Origin of the sequence: Streptomyces sp. S186, assembly GCF_051603415.1 — a bacterium.
Classification (GTDB): domain Bacteria; phylum Actinomycetota; class Actinomycetes; order Streptomycetales; family Streptomycetaceae; genus Streptomyces.
Window position 1 is genome coordinate 7,474,686 of record NZ_CP193932.1, and the last position, 19,089, is coordinate 7,493,774.

At 66.7% G+C, this 19,089-nt stretch carries 23 protein-coding genes; all 23 read left to right on the plus strand.

The features are described 5' to 3' along the window. Positions 1-62: 62 nt before the first annotated feature. The 23 genes from ACRAS8_RS32535 (at position 63) to ACRAS8_RS32645 (ending at position 19,088) form a co-directional block, all read left to right on the plus strand. Positions 63-839: a hypothetical protein gene (locus ACRAS8_RS32535; protein WP_438489571.1), complete on the plus strand. Its 777-nt coding sequence runs from the start codon at positions 63-65 to the stop codon at positions 837-839. 13 nt (positions 840-852) lie between these two features. Continuing rightward, a complete protein-coding gene (locus ACRAS8_RS32540) occupies positions 853-1,179 on the plus strand; it encodes a hypothetical protein (RefSeq protein ID WP_438489572.1) in 327 nt (108 codons plus the stop codon). Positions 1,180-1,198: 19 nt separating this feature from the next. Continuing rightward, a complete protein-coding gene (locus tag ACRAS8_RS32545; RefSeq protein ID WP_438489573.1) occupies positions 1,199-1,411 on the plus strand; it encodes a hypothetical protein in 213 nt (70 codons plus the stop codon). After that, positions 1,411-3,102, plus strand: a complete 1,692-nt coding sequence (locus ACRAS8_RS32550; protein WP_438489574.1) for a hypothetical protein — start codon at positions 1,411-1,413, stop codon at positions 3,100-3,102. Before ACRAS8_RS32545 ends, ACRAS8_RS32550 begins: the two co-directional genes overlap by 1 nt. 115 nt (positions 3,103-3,217) lie before the next feature. Continuing rightward, entirely contained in the window at positions 3,218-4,579 is a 1,362-nt protein-coding gene (locus ACRAS8_RS32555; protein ID WP_438489575.1) for a hypothetical protein, read from the plus strand. Between the two features lie 73 nt (positions 4,580-4,652). Continuing rightward, positions 4,653-4,889 (plus strand): hypothetical protein, encoded by a 237-nt coding sequence (locus tag ACRAS8_RS32560; RefSeq protein ID WP_438489576.1) that lies wholly within the window; start codon positions 4,653-4,655, stop codon positions 4,887-4,889. After that, positions 4,876-5,163, plus strand: coding sequence for a hypothetical protein (locus tag ACRAS8_RS32565; RefSeq protein ID WP_438489577.1), 288 nt, complete (start codon positions 4,876-4,878; stop codon positions 5,161-5,163). Before ACRAS8_RS32560 ends, ACRAS8_RS32565 begins: the two co-directional genes overlap by 14 nt. 195 nt (positions 5,164-5,358) lie before the next feature. Beyond that, entirely contained in the window at positions 5,359-5,871 is a 513-nt protein-coding gene (locus tag ACRAS8_RS32570; protein ID WP_438489578.1) for a hypothetical protein, read from the plus strand. A 221-nt stretch (positions 5,872-6,092) separates the two neighbouring features. Continuing rightward, complete coding sequence (locus ACRAS8_RS32575) at positions 6,093-6,578, plus strand: hypothetical protein (protein WP_438489579.1); 486 nt, start codon at positions 6,093-6,095, stop codon at positions 6,576-6,578. Positions 6,579-6,637: 59 nt separating this feature from the next. Continuing rightward, the gene (locus tag ACRAS8_RS32580) at positions 6,638-6,856 is read left to right on the plus strand and encodes a hypothetical protein (RefSeq protein WP_438489580.1); all 219 of its coding nucleotides are present in this window, start codon (positions 6,638-6,640) and stop codon (positions 6,854-6,856) included. Continuing rightward, positions 6,853-7,998: a phage tail tube protein gene (locus tag ACRAS8_RS32585; RefSeq protein WP_438489581.1), complete on the plus strand. Its 1,146-nt coding sequence runs from the start codon at positions 6,853-6,855 to the stop codon at positions 7,996-7,998. Before ACRAS8_RS32580 ends, ACRAS8_RS32585 begins: the two co-directional genes overlap by 4 nt. Before the next feature lie 88 nt (positions 7,999-8,086). Then, positions 8,087-8,494, plus strand: a complete 408-nt coding sequence (locus tag ACRAS8_RS32590) for a hypothetical protein (protein ID WP_438489582.1) — start codon at positions 8,087-8,089, stop codon at positions 8,492-8,494. Positions 8,495-8,532: 38 nt separating this feature from the next. Further along, positions 8,533-8,757: a hypothetical protein gene (locus ACRAS8_RS32595; protein ID WP_438489583.1), complete on the plus strand. Its 225-nt coding sequence runs from the start codon at positions 8,533-8,535 to the stop codon at positions 8,755-8,757. Between the two features lie 6 nt (positions 8,758-8,763). After that, positions 8,764-9,228 carry a hypothetical protein gene (locus tag ACRAS8_RS32600; protein ID WP_438489584.1) on the plus strand — a complete coding sequence of 155 codons (465 nt, stop codon included), beginning with the start codon at positions 8,764-8,766 and terminating at the stop codon, positions 9,226-9,228. A 36-nt stretch (positions 9,229-9,264) separates the two neighbouring features. Next, the gene (locus ACRAS8_RS32605; RefSeq protein ID WP_438489585.1) at positions 9,265-12,063 is read left to right on the plus strand and encodes a phage tail tape measure protein; all 2,799 of its coding nucleotides are present in this window, start codon (positions 9,265-9,267) and stop codon (positions 12,061-12,063) included. A 12-nt stretch (positions 12,064-12,075) separates the two neighbouring features. After that, on the plus strand, positions 12,076-14,913 hold the full coding sequence (locus ACRAS8_RS32610; RefSeq protein WP_438489586.1) for a hypothetical protein: 2,838 nt from the start codon (positions 12,076-12,078) through the stop codon (positions 14,911-14,913). Positions 14,914-14,926: 13 nt separating this feature from the next. Continuing rightward, positions 14,927-15,463 carry a hypothetical protein gene (locus tag ACRAS8_RS32615; RefSeq protein WP_438489587.1) on the plus strand — a complete coding sequence of 179 codons (537 nt, stop codon included), beginning with the start codon at positions 14,927-14,929 and terminating at the stop codon, positions 15,461-15,463. 17 nt (positions 15,464-15,480) lie between these two features. Beyond that, on the plus strand, positions 15,481-16,092 hold the full coding sequence (locus ACRAS8_RS32620) for a hypothetical protein (protein ID WP_438489588.1): 612 nt from the start codon (positions 15,481-15,483) through the stop codon (positions 16,090-16,092). Positions 16,093-16,104: 12 nt separating this feature from the next. After that, the gene (locus ACRAS8_RS32625; RefSeq protein WP_438489589.1) at positions 16,105-16,971 is read left to right on the plus strand and encodes a glycoside hydrolase family 25 protein; all 867 of its coding nucleotides are present in this window, start codon (positions 16,105-16,107) and stop codon (positions 16,969-16,971) included. After that, positions 16,968-17,216, plus strand: a complete 249-nt coding sequence (locus ACRAS8_RS32630) for a holin (RefSeq protein WP_438489590.1) — start codon at positions 16,968-16,970, stop codon at positions 17,214-17,216. The genes ACRAS8_RS32625 and ACRAS8_RS32630 overlap by 4 nt, the downstream gene beginning before the upstream one ends. A gap of 23 nt (positions 17,217-17,239) precedes the next feature. Next, positions 17,240-17,590, plus strand: a complete 351-nt coding sequence (locus ACRAS8_RS32635; protein ID WP_438489591.1) for a hypothetical protein — start codon at positions 17,240-17,242, stop codon at positions 17,588-17,590. Between the two features lie 646 nt (positions 17,591-18,236). Further along, positions 18,237-18,638 carry a DUF1003 domain-containing protein gene (locus ACRAS8_RS32640; protein WP_438489592.1) on the plus strand — a complete coding sequence of 134 codons (402 nt, stop codon included), beginning with the start codon at positions 18,237-18,239 and terminating at the stop codon, positions 18,636-18,638. 246 nt (positions 18,639-18,884) lie between these two features. Further along, the gene (locus ACRAS8_RS32645; RefSeq protein WP_438489593.1) at positions 18,885-19,088 is read left to right on the plus strand and encodes a hypothetical protein; all 204 of its coding nucleotides are present in this window, start codon (positions 18,885-18,887) and stop codon (positions 19,086-19,088) included. The last annotated feature ends 1 nt before the right edge of the window (position 19,089 follow it).

The window sequence follows — 19,089 nt, forward strand, 5'->3', positions numbered from 1 at the left end:
TCGGCCCGCTGATCGCCAAGCAGATCGGCTGACCTCAGGTCTCGGCCCGCGGGGAGGTGGCTGTGCCCGATGCCACCATCCAACTTCGGTCCCTCAAGGGCATATGGCGGCCGCTCTACGCCCACCGGATCGCCCTTCACTCCACTGCGGATGCCATCGTCCTCGCCGCGTGGAGGCGTGACGTACACAGCCTCAACCTCGCGCCGGCCGTCGCCGCGTGGCAGCAACTCCTCGGCGAAGAGGCTGACCCGGCACAGCAGCACCGCCGTCGAGCCGCAGCCGCCGCGGTCCTCGGGATCCTCACCGCCTGGTCCTGGCGGCGCACCCGCGCCGCCCTCGCCCTCGCAGCGAAACGTGCCCACCGTGCCGGCTGGGCCGCCGGGCATGCCCTTGTCACCCAGGACCACGACGACGACACCCCCTACGACACCGAGCCCAGCAGCCCCCACGTCATCGGCTCACCCGACATGAGCGACGACAACGCGGACGGCACCGCCACGGCCGTGCTCACCGCAGCACTATCAGCCGCGGCCGACCGTGCCGGCAGAGCCATCGCCGACAGCACTGGCGACGACCCGGCAGGCGACGGCGAGGACACCATCGAAACGGCCCTCGAACTCGCACTCCTTGCCGACGCCGCCGTCTCCGCCGCATACGGCGCGGGCATGCTCGCCGCCTACCTCGGCGCCGGCACCAGGTCCGTCCTCTGGCTGACAGCGGGCGACGGCCGCGTATGTCCGCGCTGCTCGGACGCCGAGGCCGGCAGTCCGTACAGCCTCCTCGCCGCCCCGACACTGCCGCAGCATCCGAACTGCCGCTGCTGCCTCGCCCCCGCCTGATCTGGAGGTCTCCGTGCCCCGCAACCCAGTTGTGACGCTCGTTGACGACAACAGCAGCAGCATCGGGGGAACAACGACCGTCCCCGTGACAGCCGGGGCGGGGACCGTCGTCGTCAAGGCTGCGCCAGGGCGACTGTGCCGAGTGGTGGTGACTGCGGCGGGGACCACTGGAGCAGTGACTTTCTACGACAACGCGAGCAGCGCCACTGGCACAGTCCTCGCGGTGGTCCCTGGCAGCGCTGCGGTCGGCGCGTTGTACGAGGTACAGATGCCCGCCGCGAACGGCATCGTCGTAGCGGCTGCCGCCTCATCGGTCGCACTCACCGTCGCCTACTCGTGACCAGGATGGTGGTGGGCTGATGTACGAGATCCCCAAGAAGCGGGCCGGGCGCCGGGCAGTCACCCGCGAGGACGTCGAGGCCGAGCGGATGACGGACTGGCTGATCGACGCCATCGACAACAACCCCGAGGTACGCGCCGCGATCCTCCGCGCCGTGGCTAGCACGCCGAAGCCACGGCAGAAGCGTCCGACGACTACCCAGCCGGTGCGACGGGGGAGGGGAGGTCGTTGATGGACAAGCGGATCGCCACGATCTCGGGGACGATGCTCACGCCTGGTGTCTCCCGCAACCGGCGCCTCTACACCAAGGAACTGATCGCAAAGGCTGTCGGACGGATGCAGGAGCGTCTGGCCGACCCTAATGGGCTGCCGATCACGATGCGCTCGCACCATGAAGCCGGCGACGACAGTACCCGGATCGTCGGTGCCCTCCGCGACGTGAAGGTCGGTGAGGACGGCGCCGCCCACTACACCGCAGACCTGTACGACACCACCCACGGCCGGGACATCGCCGCCCTGATCACCGGCAAGCAGCCCGCTCTCCGCTCCGTATCGATCCACGGCTACTGGCTCGGCCCGGTCAAGCGGATCCAGCATGAAGGTGAGTCCGTCAGCAGCGGGACGGACTTGGAGATCGACTCGCTGGACTTCACCGCCACCCCGGGAGTGTTGGGTGCGTCGGTCGCCACAGCGTCGTATCTGCCCGAAGGCGAGCCCGCCGAGTCGACGGCTGGCCGGACCCCGATCCGTGAGTCCGTGGATGCCACCGTCGAAGTGTTCACCGAGGAAGCCCCGGTCGACGAGTACTCGGCGAAGCAGAAGCGGGCGATGGTCAAGTCGGGCCAGGCGATGAAGAACGCCTCGGGAGACCCGTCGTACCCCATCAAGTCCAAGGCAGACCTACGGAGAGCGATCCGGGCGGTCGGCCGCGGTGGCGCCGACCACGACAAGATCCGTGCCCACATCACCAAGCGCGCCACAGACCTCGGCCTGTCCTCGATGATCCCCGACAACTGGAACAAGGACGGCTCCATGAAGGAATCCGACACCCGCTACTCGGATGTCCGCGAGTACTACGACGGCCCGGGTGGCGCAGCCGGCTTCGCGATCGACGCGTTCAACGGACCGACGTCGATCACCATCCGGAACTGCCAGGTCGACCCGGCGGAGCTTCGAGTCATTGCCGCTGCCGCGATGGACGCCGTCGCCAACGCGCTCCAGCAGATCGACCCGGATATGGACGCGGATGTGGATGTCGATGGCGCCCCGGCCACGGACACCGGCAGCGATGCGGAAGGCGCCAGCGGAGAATCTGCTCCCGCGCAGGCGCCGACCGACGAGACTGCCTCCACGGAGCCGACTACCGAAGCCCTCACCGCCCCGCCCGACCAGGGCGCGGCCACCACCACGACAGAGGAGGAGGCCGCCATGGGCGAGCCCACCGAAACTGACCAGACCACGGCGGCCCCGGCAGCCCGGTCCCTCACCGACGCCGACATCAGCGCCCTCGGCGCACTGTTCGGTGCCGCTCTCAAGGAGAACCTCGCACCGGTCACCGCCGCCCTCGCCGAGAACGCCCCCAAGGCCAGCAAGAGCGAGAGCGAAGCCACTGAGACCACCGACGCCAAGCCCGGCAAGGAGGCGAAGGAGTCCAAGAAGCTCAAGGTCGCCAAGCTCCAGGAAACCGTCCGCGCCGAGATGGCCGAGCTCAAGGAGTCCCTCCGCGAAGAGCTCCTGCCCAAGGTTCGCGACGAACTCCGTGAGGAACTCCTCCGTGAGAACGGCCTGCCGGCTCGTAAGGGCTACCGAGTCCACGAGAACGACCAGTCCGGTCCGGACGAGACCAGCCCCGAAGACCTGTACGCACAGCGTGCCGAGCTCCTCCTCGGAGACTTCGGCCGCACACCCCAGCCCGCCCAGTAGGCAGGCAGCACCTCCTGAAGGACCCGCCGATCGGGACCTTCGCATCTCCACCCACCACCCCAGCCCTGCCCGGCACCGACCGCGTAGGGCTTTCGCATGAAACGGAGGCGCTTCCATGGCCAGCGAGCTGGAAGAAGCCATCACCACCGCAGGTGCAGTCTCAGGATTGATCCCGAAGGCGATTTCGCCGCTTCTGCTGGAGTACCAGCGCCGGTACGCTCCACTGCTCGCCGCGATCCCGAGCCGGCAGTGGAACAGCACGCAGTACTTCTTCAACCGGCGCGTCGCCCGCCCTGACTCCGGCGGTGTCGTCGACGGTGGCGCCCGCCCGATCGGCAACAGCACCTACGAGCAGGCCGTGTTCAACATCCGCCTGTTCCAGGCCGTCGGCAGCGTCACCGGGTTCGCGCAGACCGTCACCCGCGACATCGTCGGCGACCTCCGCCAGCTGGAACTCGACGGCACCGTCACCTCCATGCTGTGGACACTGGAAAACAGCTTCGTCTGGGGGCACGACGGCGCCACCGCCAACGGCCAGTACCCGATCTGCTCCGGCCTCGACTACCTCGTGTCCAACTGGACCGCCGGCACCGGCAGCAACAACTACGTCAACGCCCTCGACATCAACAACACCTTCGGGCTGCACTACCTCGACCAGCTCATCGACCTCGTCGAGACCAACGCCGCCATGCCGGTCGGCAGCAACTGGATGTTCGTCATGAGCCCGCGCATGGCCTCGGCGGTCAGCCAGTCCCTGGTCGCACAGCAGCGTTTCGCCGCTCCCACCACCCAGATCGGCGCCGGCCTCAACGTGCCGACGTACCGCGACATCCCGATCATCAAGTCGTCGTTCCTCAGCCCCCGGTCGAACACCATGGGCACCGTGACCACGGCGACGTCCACCTCCGGTGGATCGCTGGCCGCGGCCACCTACTACTACCGGGTGTCCGCGGTGGTCGCCCGCTTCGGTGAGATCTCCGCTTCGACCGAGGTCTCGCAGACCACCACCGGCTCGACCTCTACGGTCACGCTGAGCTTCAGCACGCCGACCAACCTGCCGGACAGCGCCACCCCCGTCCTGTACAAGGTCTACCGCAGCACGGCCACCGGTACCGAGTCCCTGATCGGCACCGTGGACGCCTTCGACACCACCGGCGCCGCAACCACCTCGATCACCGACACCGGCGTGAACCTCCTCACCAACTCCTCCGGCAACACCGGCCCGGCCGCATACCAGGGCACCAACTCCGGTGCCCTGCCCCGCGGCGGAGCCACCGCCCAGGAGGACGTGTACCTCATCCCACGCGACGAGAACTTCCTCGTCCGCCCGTACACGCGCGACATGCAGATCCTGCCGCTCGCACCGACGGTCACCGCGCCTGATTCCCTCCCCTTTGCCGTCTTGTGTGACACGACGCTTGCCTGCCGCGGCAGCCGTTATGTGGGCAGGCTCTCCCGGCTCTCGGCGACCCTGTAGTCCCTCCTCGCCTGAATGATTCGAGGGGCCCGTGCCCGCGTGCTCGGGCCCTTCACCACCCTGGAGGCATCCCATGGCGGACATGCCGCCCCCGCCCGGCCTGTGCGTCGTGGACCTCTTCCACGGCGACCGGGTCCCGGCCGAGACGATCGTCAAGGGCTACATGGTGTGCGCAAAGCACCTTTCCTTCCAGGAGGAGTTCTTCCGCCGCTGGGAGGCCATCCAGGACCCCAAGCAGTTGAAGAAGCAGGAGCGGAAGCTGCTGAAGTCCGTGCAGAAGACCGGAGGGAAATCCGATGTGGCTCCGTAAGACGAAGCTCCTGCCGGGTGGAGCACCCGGCGGCTACGAGTGGAACTCGGACCAGGACGTGGTCGAGGTCCCCGACGATCTCGGAGCCGAGCTGGTGGCGGTTCCCGACGCCGGGTTCGTGGAGGTCGCTCGGCCGGCGGCCGGCAGCGCCAAGCGGGACAAGCCTGCTGCCGGGGATCCGGCAGATTCGTCGTCTGAGGTGGTGGAGGCCCCCACGGCGGCGCCGAAGAAGCGCGCGGCCCGGAAGCCGGCTTCTACCGAGGTATCCGAGTAGCGCCCCGTTTCGCCCGTCCGGCTGTGCGAGAAGGGGTGAGCGGTGGTGCCTTCCGATTCCCCAACCCCGTTGGCGTCGGTCTCGAATTTCGTTGAGGGGCCGTTCGCGAACCTCACCTCGGGCTACTCGGCGCAGGCGCAGACCAACTTGATGTTGCAGGCAACGCGGGCGTGCGAGTCTGCGTGTGATCGCCGGTTGGCCCCGTTTGCTGGTGTCGTCGAGACGCAGCGTGCCGACGCGATGGACATCGAGGACGCCATGGACGCCTACGTGCCCCTCGACCCCACCAGCCAGCTGGGGTTCTCCCGGGCGCAGTCCCTCGGCTCGACGCTGCTCACCCGGCATTTTTGGGTGCGGGAGCATCCGCCCCGCTACCCAGAACTGTGGACTGGGAACATCGCCTCGATCAGCCTGTACCGGTCGTACTCCGGCCAGCAGACGGTCGCGGTGAACACGGTCCAGTACGAGACCGACACCGGGCATGTCAGGTTCCAGCTGGGGACTTTCGTGCCGCCCGGCACCACGATCCAGGTGACGTACTCGGGCGGCTACGCCACGGTGCCTGCCGACCTCGTGCAGGCGTGCCAGTACATGGCCGCGAGCATGGCGGTGAAGCAGCTGGACCCGGTCGACGGCAGATCAGGGCATGACCCGGATGCGCTGCGGGCGGATGCGCTGGAGATGCTCGCCCCGTACACGAGGCGGTGAGCCATGGCTCGGATTGCGGCAAGCAAGGTTCGGCTCCGCCATCCCCGGCACGGCGCCAGGGCTCGTGGGCGCACGGGCACTCGCATCGGACTGCGCCACCATAAGCGCCGGCTGCGTGCAGTGCACTACGTGCGGCACCGTCCTAGGACCGGCCGGGTCCGGCATTCCCGCATGCGCCACCCGCGAGCGCGCTGGAACCCGGGGAGCAGGAGGAGGCGACGGTGAGCACCGCTGATGCAGTCGACCGGGAGGTCGCCTGGCTGACGACTGCCGGTGATGGCCTTCCGTCGCTGCTGACCGGCGCCGGCGGTCCGTGGGGCAGTATCCAGGCGTACCAGCCGCGCACCCCGGGGCGCCGCAACACATACGTGATCGTGCTGCGCCGACAGATCCACGAGAAGCGGTTCGCGAACGTCCGCAGGATGCCGACCTACGAGTTCGTCCTCAAACTGATCTGGCCGTTGACCAGTGGCCAAGGACGCGCAGAGGACGATCAGCGGGCATTCGACTCGGCCGTAGACAAGCTGCTGACCCGGATCGGCGGCTTCCCTGGCGACAAGAGCCACGGAGGCAGGTTCTTGTCGGTCGCCGAGGACCCTGCCTACGTCACTGTGCGGTTCACCGATCCCGAGCAGACGATGCCGCCGGAGGCGGAGTTCCACGCCGAGATCACTTACTTCGCGGACGACGCCGAAATCACCGGCTGACCAACCCACCTTCTGGCCCCTGCCTCCGCGGGGGCCTTCCGTATGCCCCGGAGGCCCCTGTGCGACAGCGCAGCCTGCACGAAGCACCCGTCGACGTACCGGCGATCCCTGCGACTGTCGAGCCTGGCGGGGTCGTCGACTGGCCCGACCCCATCAGCGGCTTCGAGCCCGTCACCGACGAGCCTCCGGACACCAAGACGGAAGCCCCCGCCAAGACCACCCGCAGCAAGAAGTCCGCGCCGGCTGAGGCGCCCACCGGTGAGGAGCCGAAGCTGTGACTGCGATTTCAAGGCTTGCGACGCTCGGCCTCTCCAAGGAGGTCACGCCGGGCACCTGGCTGGCACCGACGGTCGGTATCCCTTTCCTCAAAGGGGATTTTGAGGACATGTTCACCGAACTCAAGGACGAGTCGATCCGGGGCAACGACACCGTTCTGCAGGGCATGTACCAGGGCGTGGTGCACGCCGAGTGGAACCTCGACGTCATGGCGTACCCGGACTTGGCCGGGCATTTCCTGGCTGGTGTGATCGGCCCGGACGTGGTGACGGCGGGCGTGTCCACGACTCTGTCCTCATCCACGGTCATCGGTGCCACGTCCATCTCGACGGCAGCCACGATCCCCGTCGGGTCGATCATCGCGATCGACACTGGCACCAAGCTGGAGTACGCGACGACGGGTGCGCCGACCGGCTCGGGCCCGTACACGATACCGATCACGGTGCCGGCGACGGGCTTGACCCAGGCGCACAACTCGGCTGTGACCGTCGTCAGCCAGACGACGCACACGTTCAAGCAGTCCGCCAGCCCGCTGCCGACGTACTCGCTCACGCTGTACGACACGACACAGACCGTGTCGTGCTCGTACTGCCGCCTGTCGGACCTCGGCGTCAAGATCGACCCCAAGGGCGCGGTGTCCCTGACGCTCAAGTACGTGTCATTCCCGTCGGCGGTGCAGACCTTGCAGACGGAGACGTTCTCGACCTACGACCCACTGCTCGGCTGGTCATGGACGATGAACAACGCCGGTGGGTCGAGCACGCGCGGTCTCACCTACGACATGACGGTCAAGCGAGCCACCGAAGCCATCGCGAGCAGCGACGGCACCCAGTCGCCCCGCGAGGTATTCGCCGGCCCCATCGAGGTCGACGGCACGTACAAGTGCATTTTCGAGAACCAGCTCGACATGAACCTGTACCTGAACTACACGCAGACCGCCACGACGGCGACGCTCGCGCAGCCGGTTCCCCGCGGCGGCCAGTCTCTTGCTCTGACCATGTCCAAGAGCGGCTACTACAAGGGCAAGCGCGACCTCGGATCGGCCTACGTACAGGCCGACTTCTCGATCAGCGGCATCTACAACACCTCCGACGGCGGCGCCGTCAGCGCGGTCCTGAAGAACTTCACTTCGGCCGCGTACTGACAAACTCCCCGGTCGTGTCCGCCTTGGAGGGCGTGCGGCACGACCGGGGTCCACACCCTCCAACGCCCTCAATGCAAGGAGATCCACCGTGTCGGGCTACACCAACCGCGTCATCTTGCTCCAGTTCCCCGAACTCGGCGACAAGGTCAGTGTCCTGTTGCGCAATCCCCGGCTGCTTCCCCCGGCCGAGCTCACGCCGGAGGACGTCCCGGTCGACGCCAATGGCCAGCCGCTCGATCCGCAGGCTGCCAACGTCGCCATGTACAAGGTGATGGCGAACCTCATCGCGGCATGGCACGTGTACGACGCCACCGCAACCGCAGACACCGTACACATCGACCTCGACGCCGACGACCTCGACGCCCAACTCCAGGCCCTGGAAGGCGCCGACCAGGTCCGACTGGTCGACATCACCGCAGAGAACGTCGCTCGGCTGCCCATGGCGATCATCAACCGAATCGGCGAGGAGATCGGCCGCGTCGCGGACCCTACCTAGGCCCCGGCAGCGAGTATTACGAGGACGTCCTGCTGCCGGTGGAGAGCATCCTCGACGGCACATGGGGGAGCGGGAACCCGCCCGCCGAGTGGGCCGACTTCATCCTGATGCACCGAATGCGCTGGACCTGGGACGAGCTGCAGGCAACCCCCGTCTACGTGCGGCGGTACGTGCTGGACTTCCTTGGGCTGATTGCCGAGCAGGAGCAGGAGCAGAACGACAGGGCTCAGCGTGAGGCCAACCGTGCCCAGCGGATGGGGTGATGCTGGATGACGGAGCTTCGGCCGGGCATGTTCGCCCGCCTCCTCACGGAGATCGACCGCGACGCGCAGGTGAAGGCGCGCACTGTGGTGTCCCGTCTTGCTGATGCGGTGGAGCGGCAGGCGAAGATCAACGCCAGCAACGGGGCTCACGCCTACGGCACGCGAACCCCGGCACGCCCTGGCACGGGGCCGGCCGTCATCTCCGGGACGCTACGCCGAGCGCTCACGCATACCGCCGTGGCGTACACCGGTGGTGGCTGGGAGTCCAAGGTCGGCACCGCGCCGGGCCTCGCCCCGCCTTACGGCAAGTCGCGCACGCCGGCCAACAAGTACGGCATGTACCTGGAGCGCGGGATGCTCCGCAACGGAGCGGCCTACCCGTTCCTGCTGCCAGCGTTTCGATTCGGGGTCACTGTGGTGGCGCCGCAGCTGTACCAGGCCGTGTTCCGCCCTGGCTGGCCCCGCGTCTGACGCCTACCCGAGTGCTGACCGAGAGGTGGTGACCTGGTGCCGGATGTCGCCGATCTTTTCGTGATCTTGCGGGCGGAGACGGCGCCGTTCACTGCCGGCATGCGGACAGCTGCGGCGGAGGGCGAGTCGTTCACGGCCAAGATGGGCGGTGTCGGCGGGGCAATGACGAAGCTCGGCGCCGCGACTACGGTCGCCGGGATCGGCATCGCCGCCGTCAGCGTGCGGATGGCCGGGGACTTCCAAGCGAGTATGCAGAAGCTCGTCACGACGGCGGGCGAATCGCAATCGAACCTCAAGCGGGTCTCGAACGGGATCCTGGACATTGCTGTACAGACCGGCACGAGCACGAAATCCCTTGCCGACGGCATGTACATGGTGGAGAGCGCTGGATTCCACGGCGCCCAGGGCCTGACGGTCCTGAAGGCGGCGGCGGAGGGTGCTCGGGCCGAGCAGGCGCCCCTGCCCGAGGTCACCAACGCCGTCACCTCGGCGCTTAACAGCTACCACCTGCCGGCCTCGGCTGCCGTGCAGATCACCAACCAGATGGTGGCGGCCGTCGGACACGGAAAGATGACGTTCGGCGAGTTCGCGGGCTCACTGTCTACCGTGCTGCCGATCGCCTCATCCGCGCACCTATCTTTCGCTCAAGTCGGCGGCGCCATCGCGACCCTTACGAACCACGGCACCTCGGCTCGGGAAGCCACCCAAGAACTGGCCTTCTCGATCCGCGCGTTGCAGGCTCCGAACAACGTCGCTGTCCAGGAGATGCAGCGCCTCGGCCTGTCCAGCGTCGACGTGTCCACGCACCTGGGGCAGCGCGGACTCACCGGCACGATTGACCTGCTGCAGCAGGCCGTTCTCCAGCACATGGGGTCGGCCGGGACGGTTTTGTTGAACGCCTTCAACACGAGCCGACAGGCTGCGCAGGACGCCAACACCATGATCTCGAAGATGCCGGCTTCCCTTCAGAAGTTGGCGCAGTCCTACGCCCAGGGCGGCATCAGCGTTGCCGACTGGAGGCAGAAGATCAAGGCGTTGCCGGTAGACCAGGCCAACCTGTTGACGCAATTCGCGACGCTCACGAATAGATCCAAGGGCTTCAACTCTCAGCTCAAATCCGGTGGACCTGCAGCGCAGACGTTCAATGACGCGATGAAGCGCATGATGGGTGGCGCCACCGGCCTGAACACCGCCCTCATGCTCGGCGGCGAAAGTATGTCGCAGTTCCGGAGCAACGTCGCCGCAGTCGGGGCCGCCGGCCAGCACGCAGGCAAGGACATCCACGGCTGGGCGGAGACCCAGGCCACGTTCAACTTCCAGATCAGCCAGCTTAAGGAACGCGTGCAGGTCGCGGCCATCACGATCGGCACGAAGCTCATCCCGGTCGTGAGCGCGGTGATCGGCTTCTTCACTAAATACCAGGGCGTCACCATGGCCCTGGCCGTGGTGATCGGCGGGGTCCTGACCGCGGCCGTCATCCGGTTCGCGACGTCGGCTGTGACCGGCGCCGTGAAGGGCGTGAGCGACATCGCGAGCGGGATGCGCGCTGCGGGCACGGCGATCCGAGCCTTCGCCACGTCAGAGAGGGTGGCTGCCGCAGCGTCCAAGGTCATGGCCGCTGCTCAGTGGCTGCTGAATGCCGCAATGGACGCCAATCCGATCGGACTGATCATCGTCGCGATAGCGGCTTTGGTTGCCGGGCTCATCTACGCCTACAACCACTCCGCGCGGTTCCGCGCGATCGTGCAGGCCGCCTTCGAGGGCGTGAAGGTCGCCGCGGTCGCCGTTTGGCACGCTCTGCAGGCCGCGTGGAACGGCCTGGTGGCCGGGGTGAAGTGGCTGTGGAATGCGATCAAGGGTGCTTGGGATGCGATCTCGTCGGTGACCTCCACGGTGTGGAATGCCATCGTCGGGTTTTTCAAGAAGTGGTGGCCGCTGCTGCTGGCGATCTTCGCGCCGCCGATCGCTCTGGTCATCTCCATCTGGAACCACTGCCACAACACCATCATCAACGTCGCCAAGACCGTCTGGAACGCCATCACGTCTTTCCTGTCGTCCATCTGGAACGGCATCAAGGACGCCGCGGCGTTCCTGTGGCTGGGCATTCGGATCACGATCATCAATCCGATCAAGCAGGTGTGGACGACTCTCGTCAACATCTGGAACATGGTGTCCGACTGGCTGTACAGCCAATGGCTCTCGATCAAGCGCACCGCGGCGCTCATCTGGCTCGGCATCCAGATGTCCATCATCAACCCGATCAGGTCGGCTTGGCACTCGGTGACCAGCCTCATCGGCAACATCGCCAGCTCGATCTGGAACGGCCTAGTCTCGGCCTGGAACTCCGTCAAGCACGTCGGCTCGTGGTTCCTCGGCATCGGCTCCGACATCGTCAACGGAATCATCAACGGCGTCGAAAACGCCGCCGGGTATCTCTACAACTCGCTCAAAAACCTTGCCAGCAACGCCCTGAACGCCGCGAAGAACTTCCTCGGGATCTCCAGCCCCTCGAAGGAATTCGCCGACCAGATAGGCCAGTGGATTCCACACGGCATCGCGGTCGGCATCACTCGGCATGCTCACGTCGCGACCGACGCCGCCGACGCACTGGCTCAGCGCACCCTCGGTACCGCGAAGACAGCCCTGGCGCCATCGACGGCCAGCGGCGCACTGGTTGCCGGCGGCGGCGCAGCGCCCGGCGGCCAGACGGTCACCGTCAACATCACCATCCAAGGCTCCGTGCTCTCGGAGCGGGACCTCCGGGACGTCGTCCAGACCCAGATGCTGCGCCTCGGTATGCGCTCCTCCACCAGCTACACCCCGTACAAGAGGTGAGGAGGTAGCCCGGTGGCGTTTAACCCGAACTGGCCTCTGATCTCAGAAGATTGGGCCCCGTACTGGAACTGCGCCGGCGGCGACAGCCCGCTCGACCGGTATGTAGAGGTCACCCCCCGTACCCGGGGCCGCACGAGCATCCAGCGCGGTCGGCAGTACGAACTCGACCAGGTCCGTTCGGGCGAGTATCAGGCGACGCTCGCGGACACCGATGGCGCCCTCGACCCGCTCAACACCTCCGGGCCCTGGTACGGGCACATCATGGCCTACCAGCCGTACCGCAAACGCGCCCAGTGGCCGCCCACGCAGAACCTGCTGACCCAGGTGCAAGCGACCGGGGGAGACCTCGGCGGATACGGCACCGGCACGCTGGACCAATCCGGCGCCGGGCCGGACATCTTCAGCAGCACCGACGCCAGCGGCGGCCAGATCGCCGCTGACAGCACCGCGTGGCAGGGTGCGCGAGTCATGCAGTTCGCCGTCCCCTCCGGATCCACTGCGCCCACCCGCATCTGCCACACGCCGCAGTACGGGGCGCTGCCGGGCCAGACGTACACGATGCAGATCCGCGTCCGCAACGTCACATCGTCCACCTCGCTGCAGGTGAAGCCGCACGTCGGCTGGTACTCGGCATCCGGCGGCAGCCCGACCTCCTTCGCCTACGGCACGACCGTCACCCTTACCGGTTCGCCGACAGCAGCGTGGACGCAGCTCACCGTCACCGCGACCGCGCCCACCACCGCAGCCGGCATGAACGTCGGTTTCTCCCTCGCAGCGACGGCAGCTGCCACGTGCAATGCGCAGGCGGACGGGTGGCAGGTGGAGAAGGGTTCCACTGCCACTGCATGGACGGCGCCCGGGGTCTGGTACCCGCTGTACGCCGGCTTCGTGGAGCGCTGGCCCTCCCGCTGGAACTTCAACGGCACCTACGGCACTGTCGAACCTGTCGCTGTCGACGCGATATCTCTGCTCTCGCAGGTGCAGCTGTCCGACCCGCTCACCCAGGAGATCAACTCCCACAATCCGCGGTTCCTGTACAAGCTCGACGACCCGCAGGGCAGCAACTCGTTCGCGGACGCTTCGGGGAACTTCCCGGCTGCGCCGATCGGTGTCTCGAAGGCAGGGCCGGGCTCCCTGACGTCCGGCAACCAGATCACATCCGCAACCAGCGGTGGCACCTATACGGGAAGCACCGGCACGGTCGTTACCGTCAACAATCCCGATCCGGGAACCCTGTTCATCGACCCAGCGTCGTTCATCGCTCTCACCGCCGCAGGAATCAGGGGCCCGGCGAACCCATCGGGCGAGTGGACGCGCATGATCGCCTTCCGATACACCGGGCCCACCCCCAGCTCAAAGACGGTGTTCTGGAGCTCATTCGACAAGAACGCGGGAAACGGGTCGAGTATCTACTGGCAGATCAACTCCAGCGGCTTCTTTCAGGTCCTGTTGAGCGGTCCCACCGCGGGATCCCTCACGAATTTCCAGCCGACGAACACCAACTACGTCGACGGGAACTGGCATCTCGCGATCCTCAGCTACAGCCACAGCACAGCCCGCCTGACCCTGTCCGTGGACGGCGTGAACGTCACCTACACTTCCGTCAACCCAGCCATCGAAGCCTCGGGCCTGGTCTCCGACTCCGTCGGCGGGTGGATCGACCCCACCACGGGCAATGGATCCGCCTTCCAGTACAAGGGCGACCTGAGCTTCGTCGCCGAGTTCCCCTCCGCGCTGTCGACGACCGACTGCACCAACCTGTACAACGCGTGGAAGTCCGCCTGCTCCGGCGAGTCCAGTGACGCCCGATACAGCCGCATCCTCCGCTACGCCGGATACCTCGGCGTCTATTCGATACAGGCCGGGCTCACCACGAGCATGGGGCCGATGGCTACCGGTGGTCAGGATGCTCTGAGCGCGTTGCAGGCGGTCGTGGACACCGAGAACGGCGAGCACTTCATCGACCGTATGGGAACGGTGACCTTTCGCTCCCGCAGCGCCCGATACAACTCTCTGACTCCGGTGTATACCTTCGGGGAGAACACCGCGGCCGGCGAGTGGCCGTATGAGGACTGCCAACTGGACTATGACTCGACGCACCTGTCCAACCAGGTGACGGTCACGCAGTCGGGGCCAAACCAGCTCTTCCGCGCCCAAGACCAGACCAGCATCACCAACTACTTCCCGCGGACCTTGTCGCGCTCGATCAACGCATCCTCCGCGCTCGAATGCCAGGATGCCGCGAACTACCTGCTGAGCAGGTACAAGAATCCGGCAGTACGCGTCTCGTCTCTTAAGCTCCACCCAAGCGCAAACCCGGCTCTCTGGCCTGTGTGTTTGTCCCTGGAACTTGGCATGCGGGTACGGGTGATGCGCCGGCCGCCCGCCCCGGCTGCGCCTATCCAGGTCGACTGCTTCATCGAGCAGATCCAGGTGGAGATGGACGACCACGGGGAAGCCGTGTGGAACTTGCAATGCAGCCCCGTGGACTTGACGCCATATGCAGGGTTCGCCAGTTGGCACACCACGCTGGCGTCCACGGTCGCGTCCGGTGTCACCGCGATCACCGTCAACGCGTCAGCGGACACCACCAATCCGCTTGCCACGCAACTCGCTGCGGGCCAGCAAATCGTTCTCGGCCAGAACACCGCGAATCAGGAATCGGTCACCGTGGCCTCCGTTGGCGCCACCTCCCCGGGCTGGACAAGCGCCGTTATCAACCTCACCGCGGCAACCACCAAATCCCATGCGGCAGGCGACGGCATCAACGAACCGCTCCCCACGGGGATCACCGACCCCACGACGTGGGACGCCGTGACCAAATTCGACAACTGTGCATTCGCATACTGAGCGGAGGTGAGCCGTGGCACGCACTGTGCCGACCTCGGCAACCGTCGTCCCTGGTCAATTCATCACCGGCGCCTTGTGGAATGCCCAAGTCAAGGGCACCACTGACTACCTGACCGGCCCACCCGTGTGCAGCGTCTATGCGACGTCAGTGCAGTCGATGCCCGGGAGCAATGCTATGACGCCCCTAAATTTCGACACCACGGTCCTCGACAGCGATGGCGGCCACTCCAACGTAACCAACCCGAGCCGATACACGGCCACCGTGCCCGGCACATACCTCGTCATCGGCGCCGTGGCCTGGGTCAGCAATACGACCGGCGACCGCCGCATCCAGATCGCCCTCAACGGATCCGGTGTCATCGGATCCGCCGCATCATTCGACCCCATGAACCCGGTGATTTGCGCACACCAGACGCAGGCGCTGGTGACCATGAACGGTACGACGGACTACGTCGAGGTCATGGTCGCACAGGCCAGCGGTACATCCCTGTCCACCAGCACAGGCGGCGCGTTCAGCCCCAGCATGCGCGTCATTTGGATCAGCCGCTAACCCAATCCGGAGGGTTCATGTCCAGCCTTAATACCGTCACCGAGTACCAATTCAATTTTTCCGTCAACGGCCCGCAAGGCGAGAGTGACGGCGGATTCATCCTTACCTCACTCGCTGGGGTTACAGACACGATCGCCCTCGGTCAACGGCCGGGGCTTCTTCATGACCCGAACGGAGCCCAGACGATGGCGGACCCTGAGTCGCCGGTCGTTGCTGCCCACGCACAGACCGAATCGCACCGGTACACGATGCATTTCCCCGACCATGCTCCACGCGCCCACGACCCGCACTACGCGGCTTTCGAGGCGTACCGCCGGCATCACCGCGAGGGCGCTGTCTGCTTCGTTGGCGAGCGTGTCGGCACCAGGCACTGCGCTGGAAGCCTCGAACTACACCACGCGGTGCTTGAGTTCGCCACGGCCAATGCGGCGGATCCCCGGGCGCTCCATCGCGACTTCCCGGAGATCTCCGAAACGGCGACGGTCGAGGAGGTAGCCACCTGGCTGGAGTCCAGCCCCGGGGAGTTCCGGTGGCTGTGCTCCTTCCACCATCGAGGTCACGGCGGAGCCCATACAGCATCGCATGCGGATTGGACGGCGCAGCTGTATGTCCCGGGCCTGATTTCCTAGGAAGGGGATCTCATGGGCATCTACGGCCAGGACTGGTCCAGCTACCAGCCCTCGACCCCCGACACGAGCGGGCTCTCCTTCGTCTTCGTCAAGGTGACCGAGGGGCTCAGCTACGTGAACCCGAAGTGGGTGGCGCAGCGCGACCACGCCAAGGCGGCAGGGCTTGTCTGGGGCGGATACGCGTACCCCCACATGGGCAACTCAGTGAAAGCCGAGGCCGATTTCTTTCTCAGCCGGGTCAACTGGGCGCCCGGCGACCTCGTGGTTCTCGACTGGGAGGGATACGACGCGGCCAACGCCGGTGTGTCCCGAGGCACGCAGGCCGCGTACAAGGACGCGTGGCTGAAGTACGTGAAGAGCAAGCTGCCGAACAACCGGGTCGGCATGTACTGCAACACCGACTACTGGCGGAACGTCGACACGACCTCCTTCTACGGCGACTTCCTGTGGATCGCCACCGCCGGGCGCGCCGCCGGGGATCCCGGCATCCAAGCCAAGTGGCTGTTTCACCAGTACTCGGACAGCCCGGTCGACAAGGACTACTGCCATTTCTCTTCGCTCGCGGACCTCAAGGCGTGGGCGCTAATCCAGGAGGCTGATATGCCCCTCACTCCCGCGGACGCCGCGACCATTTGGGGTTACACCCACGGCGACACACCGGATGTGCACCAGACCCTCGCGGACGCCGCAGCCCAGTCCGCTGCCGCAGCAGCCGGCGTGAAGTCACTGAGCGACAAGGTGACGGCGCTGTCCGCGGCCGTGACCAAGCTCCAGCAGGCCGGCGGCATGACGGACGCGCAGGTCGCCGCGATCGTGAAGGCGGTCGTGCCGCAGCTTCTGACGGCGATGGGCCACGCTCTGGACGGGACGAAGCCGTGACCGGGCGCGCCCCGATCGAGGCGAAGGTTCGGTCGGCTACCGCCGCCTCGTTCGTTGCCTCCCTGCTGATCGCCGTCCTCAACACGGTCGCCGCGGACAACAGGCTGTTGGCTCCGCTGCCGTCCTGGCTCCAGGACATCGTCATTGCCCTGGCCCCCACCGCTCTGACGTTCGCAGCGGGGTGGCAGGCCCCGCACACCGCTCGGGCCGGCGAGCCCCCGGCGGCGCCGCCTGCCGCCGAATAGCACCTGCACGACAGGAGGCCCCCGTGCCCGATGAGCTGTCCGTGGGCGAACTCGGGCGCGCGGTCTCGGCGCTGCGCCAGGAGATCCAGGCGATGGGGCAGGGCATCAACTCCCGCCTCGACAAGGTCGTCTCGACAGAGGTGTATACCCTCCAGCAGGCGTACACCGATCAGCGTTTGACGGGCCTTAGTAACGATCTTCAGAAGGCGATCGATGCCCGCGAGGCGTTGGAGCGGCAGTTTGAGCAGTATCAGATGGACGAGCGGGATCGGCGTGAACGGGAGCGGCAGCATCGCCTCTACCAAATGATCGTCCCCGTGCTGATGGGTCTCCTGGCGGCAGCGATTGCGATATGGGCGGTGGTGGCGAAATGAGCACGCCACGCAGAGCTCGACAACGGGTGTTCCCCCGAGCCGAGCTGCTCGGCGCCGTGACCATCGTGCTCGTCCTGACTTTTCTCAGCTGGCTCGCTGTACGAGTCGTCGCCCTGCACGGCGAGCTGGAGACGGCAAACTCGGCCCGCGACGCCCTCGCGCGGCAGGTGCAGGGCCTTGGACATAGGCCCGTGGCGGGTCCGCCTGGCAGCCGCGGTCAGCCGGGGCAAAGCATCGTCGGCCCGCGAGGCCCGCAGGGTCCGCCGGGACCAGCAGGTAGTCCGGGGCCGTCGGGGGCTCCGGGCAGGGACGGCAAGGACGGTCCAGCGGGCTCGGCGGGTTCGCCCGGTCCTGTCGGCCCGTCGGGAGCCGTAGGAGCCAAGGGCGGCGCGGGTTCGCCGGGCTCACCTGGACCGGTCGGGCCTACTGGTCCCGCTGGACCTGCCGGCCCTCAGGGCGGCAAGGGCGACACCGGACCTGCCGGCCCGCCTCCGGCGGGCTGGACCTGGACGGACAGCAGCGGCACCACGTACACGTGCACGCCGGACAGCTCCGGGTCGACGCACTACACCTGCACCGTCAGCAAGGCGTCCTCGCCGACACCGACACCCAGTAAGCCACTCATCATCAGATGAAAGGAGAAGTCGTGAGCCACCCCCACCCACAGGTTCCGCATCCGCTGGAGTCCGTGAACGACCGACTCGGCGACCGCATCAGCAGCGTGTTCGGCAGCATGACGACGTTCTGGGTGCTGGTGGGCTGGCAGCTCGGCTGGATGATCCTCGCCGAGGCCGGCGTGTGGTGGTTCGGCAGCGACCGCTACCCGTTCGCCTTCCTGCTCTTCCTCTCCAACCTGATCCAGTTGTGGGCGCTGCCCGTTCTCGGCAACACACAGAACCGCGCCGATGCGAAACGCACCCTCAAGGCGGACGCAGATCATCAGGCCCTTACCTACATCGCCAACCGCCTCGACGAGGTCGCGGCCCACGTCGACGCCCTTCAAGGGCCAGGACCTGAGGGGCTCACAGGCCGGGAACCTCAGCGCTGACCCTCCCCACTGCAACGGAGCGCCCCGCCTCTTCGGAGGCGGGGCGCTCTTTGGCGTCCAGGTAGGGCTGATGCTCACCGCCCGCCGCTGATGGAGACGCTTGGCTGTCAGCGGTGCGCCCGGCCTACGATTGCGCGCAATCCGACGGGGCAGGGTTGACGCTGGCAATCCGTCGCAATCCTCGTGCGCCCACCCGAGCAGGCCACCATGCTGAATCTCAAGCTGATCTCGCGAAAGGCCACTGTCATGACACTGAGGTTTCTCGGTACCACCTCCGACGACGGGGACTGCCCCACCCTTTACGAGGTCGAGGAGACCGGCGACATCGTCGTCCAGGGCGACCGCCTCACCGATCCCGAGCACCTCGCCCAACTCCGTGACGTCAAGGACTCCGAAACGTTCGTCGTGATCCCTCGCGAACTCCTCATCCGTTTCGCCCCGAAGGAGTGAC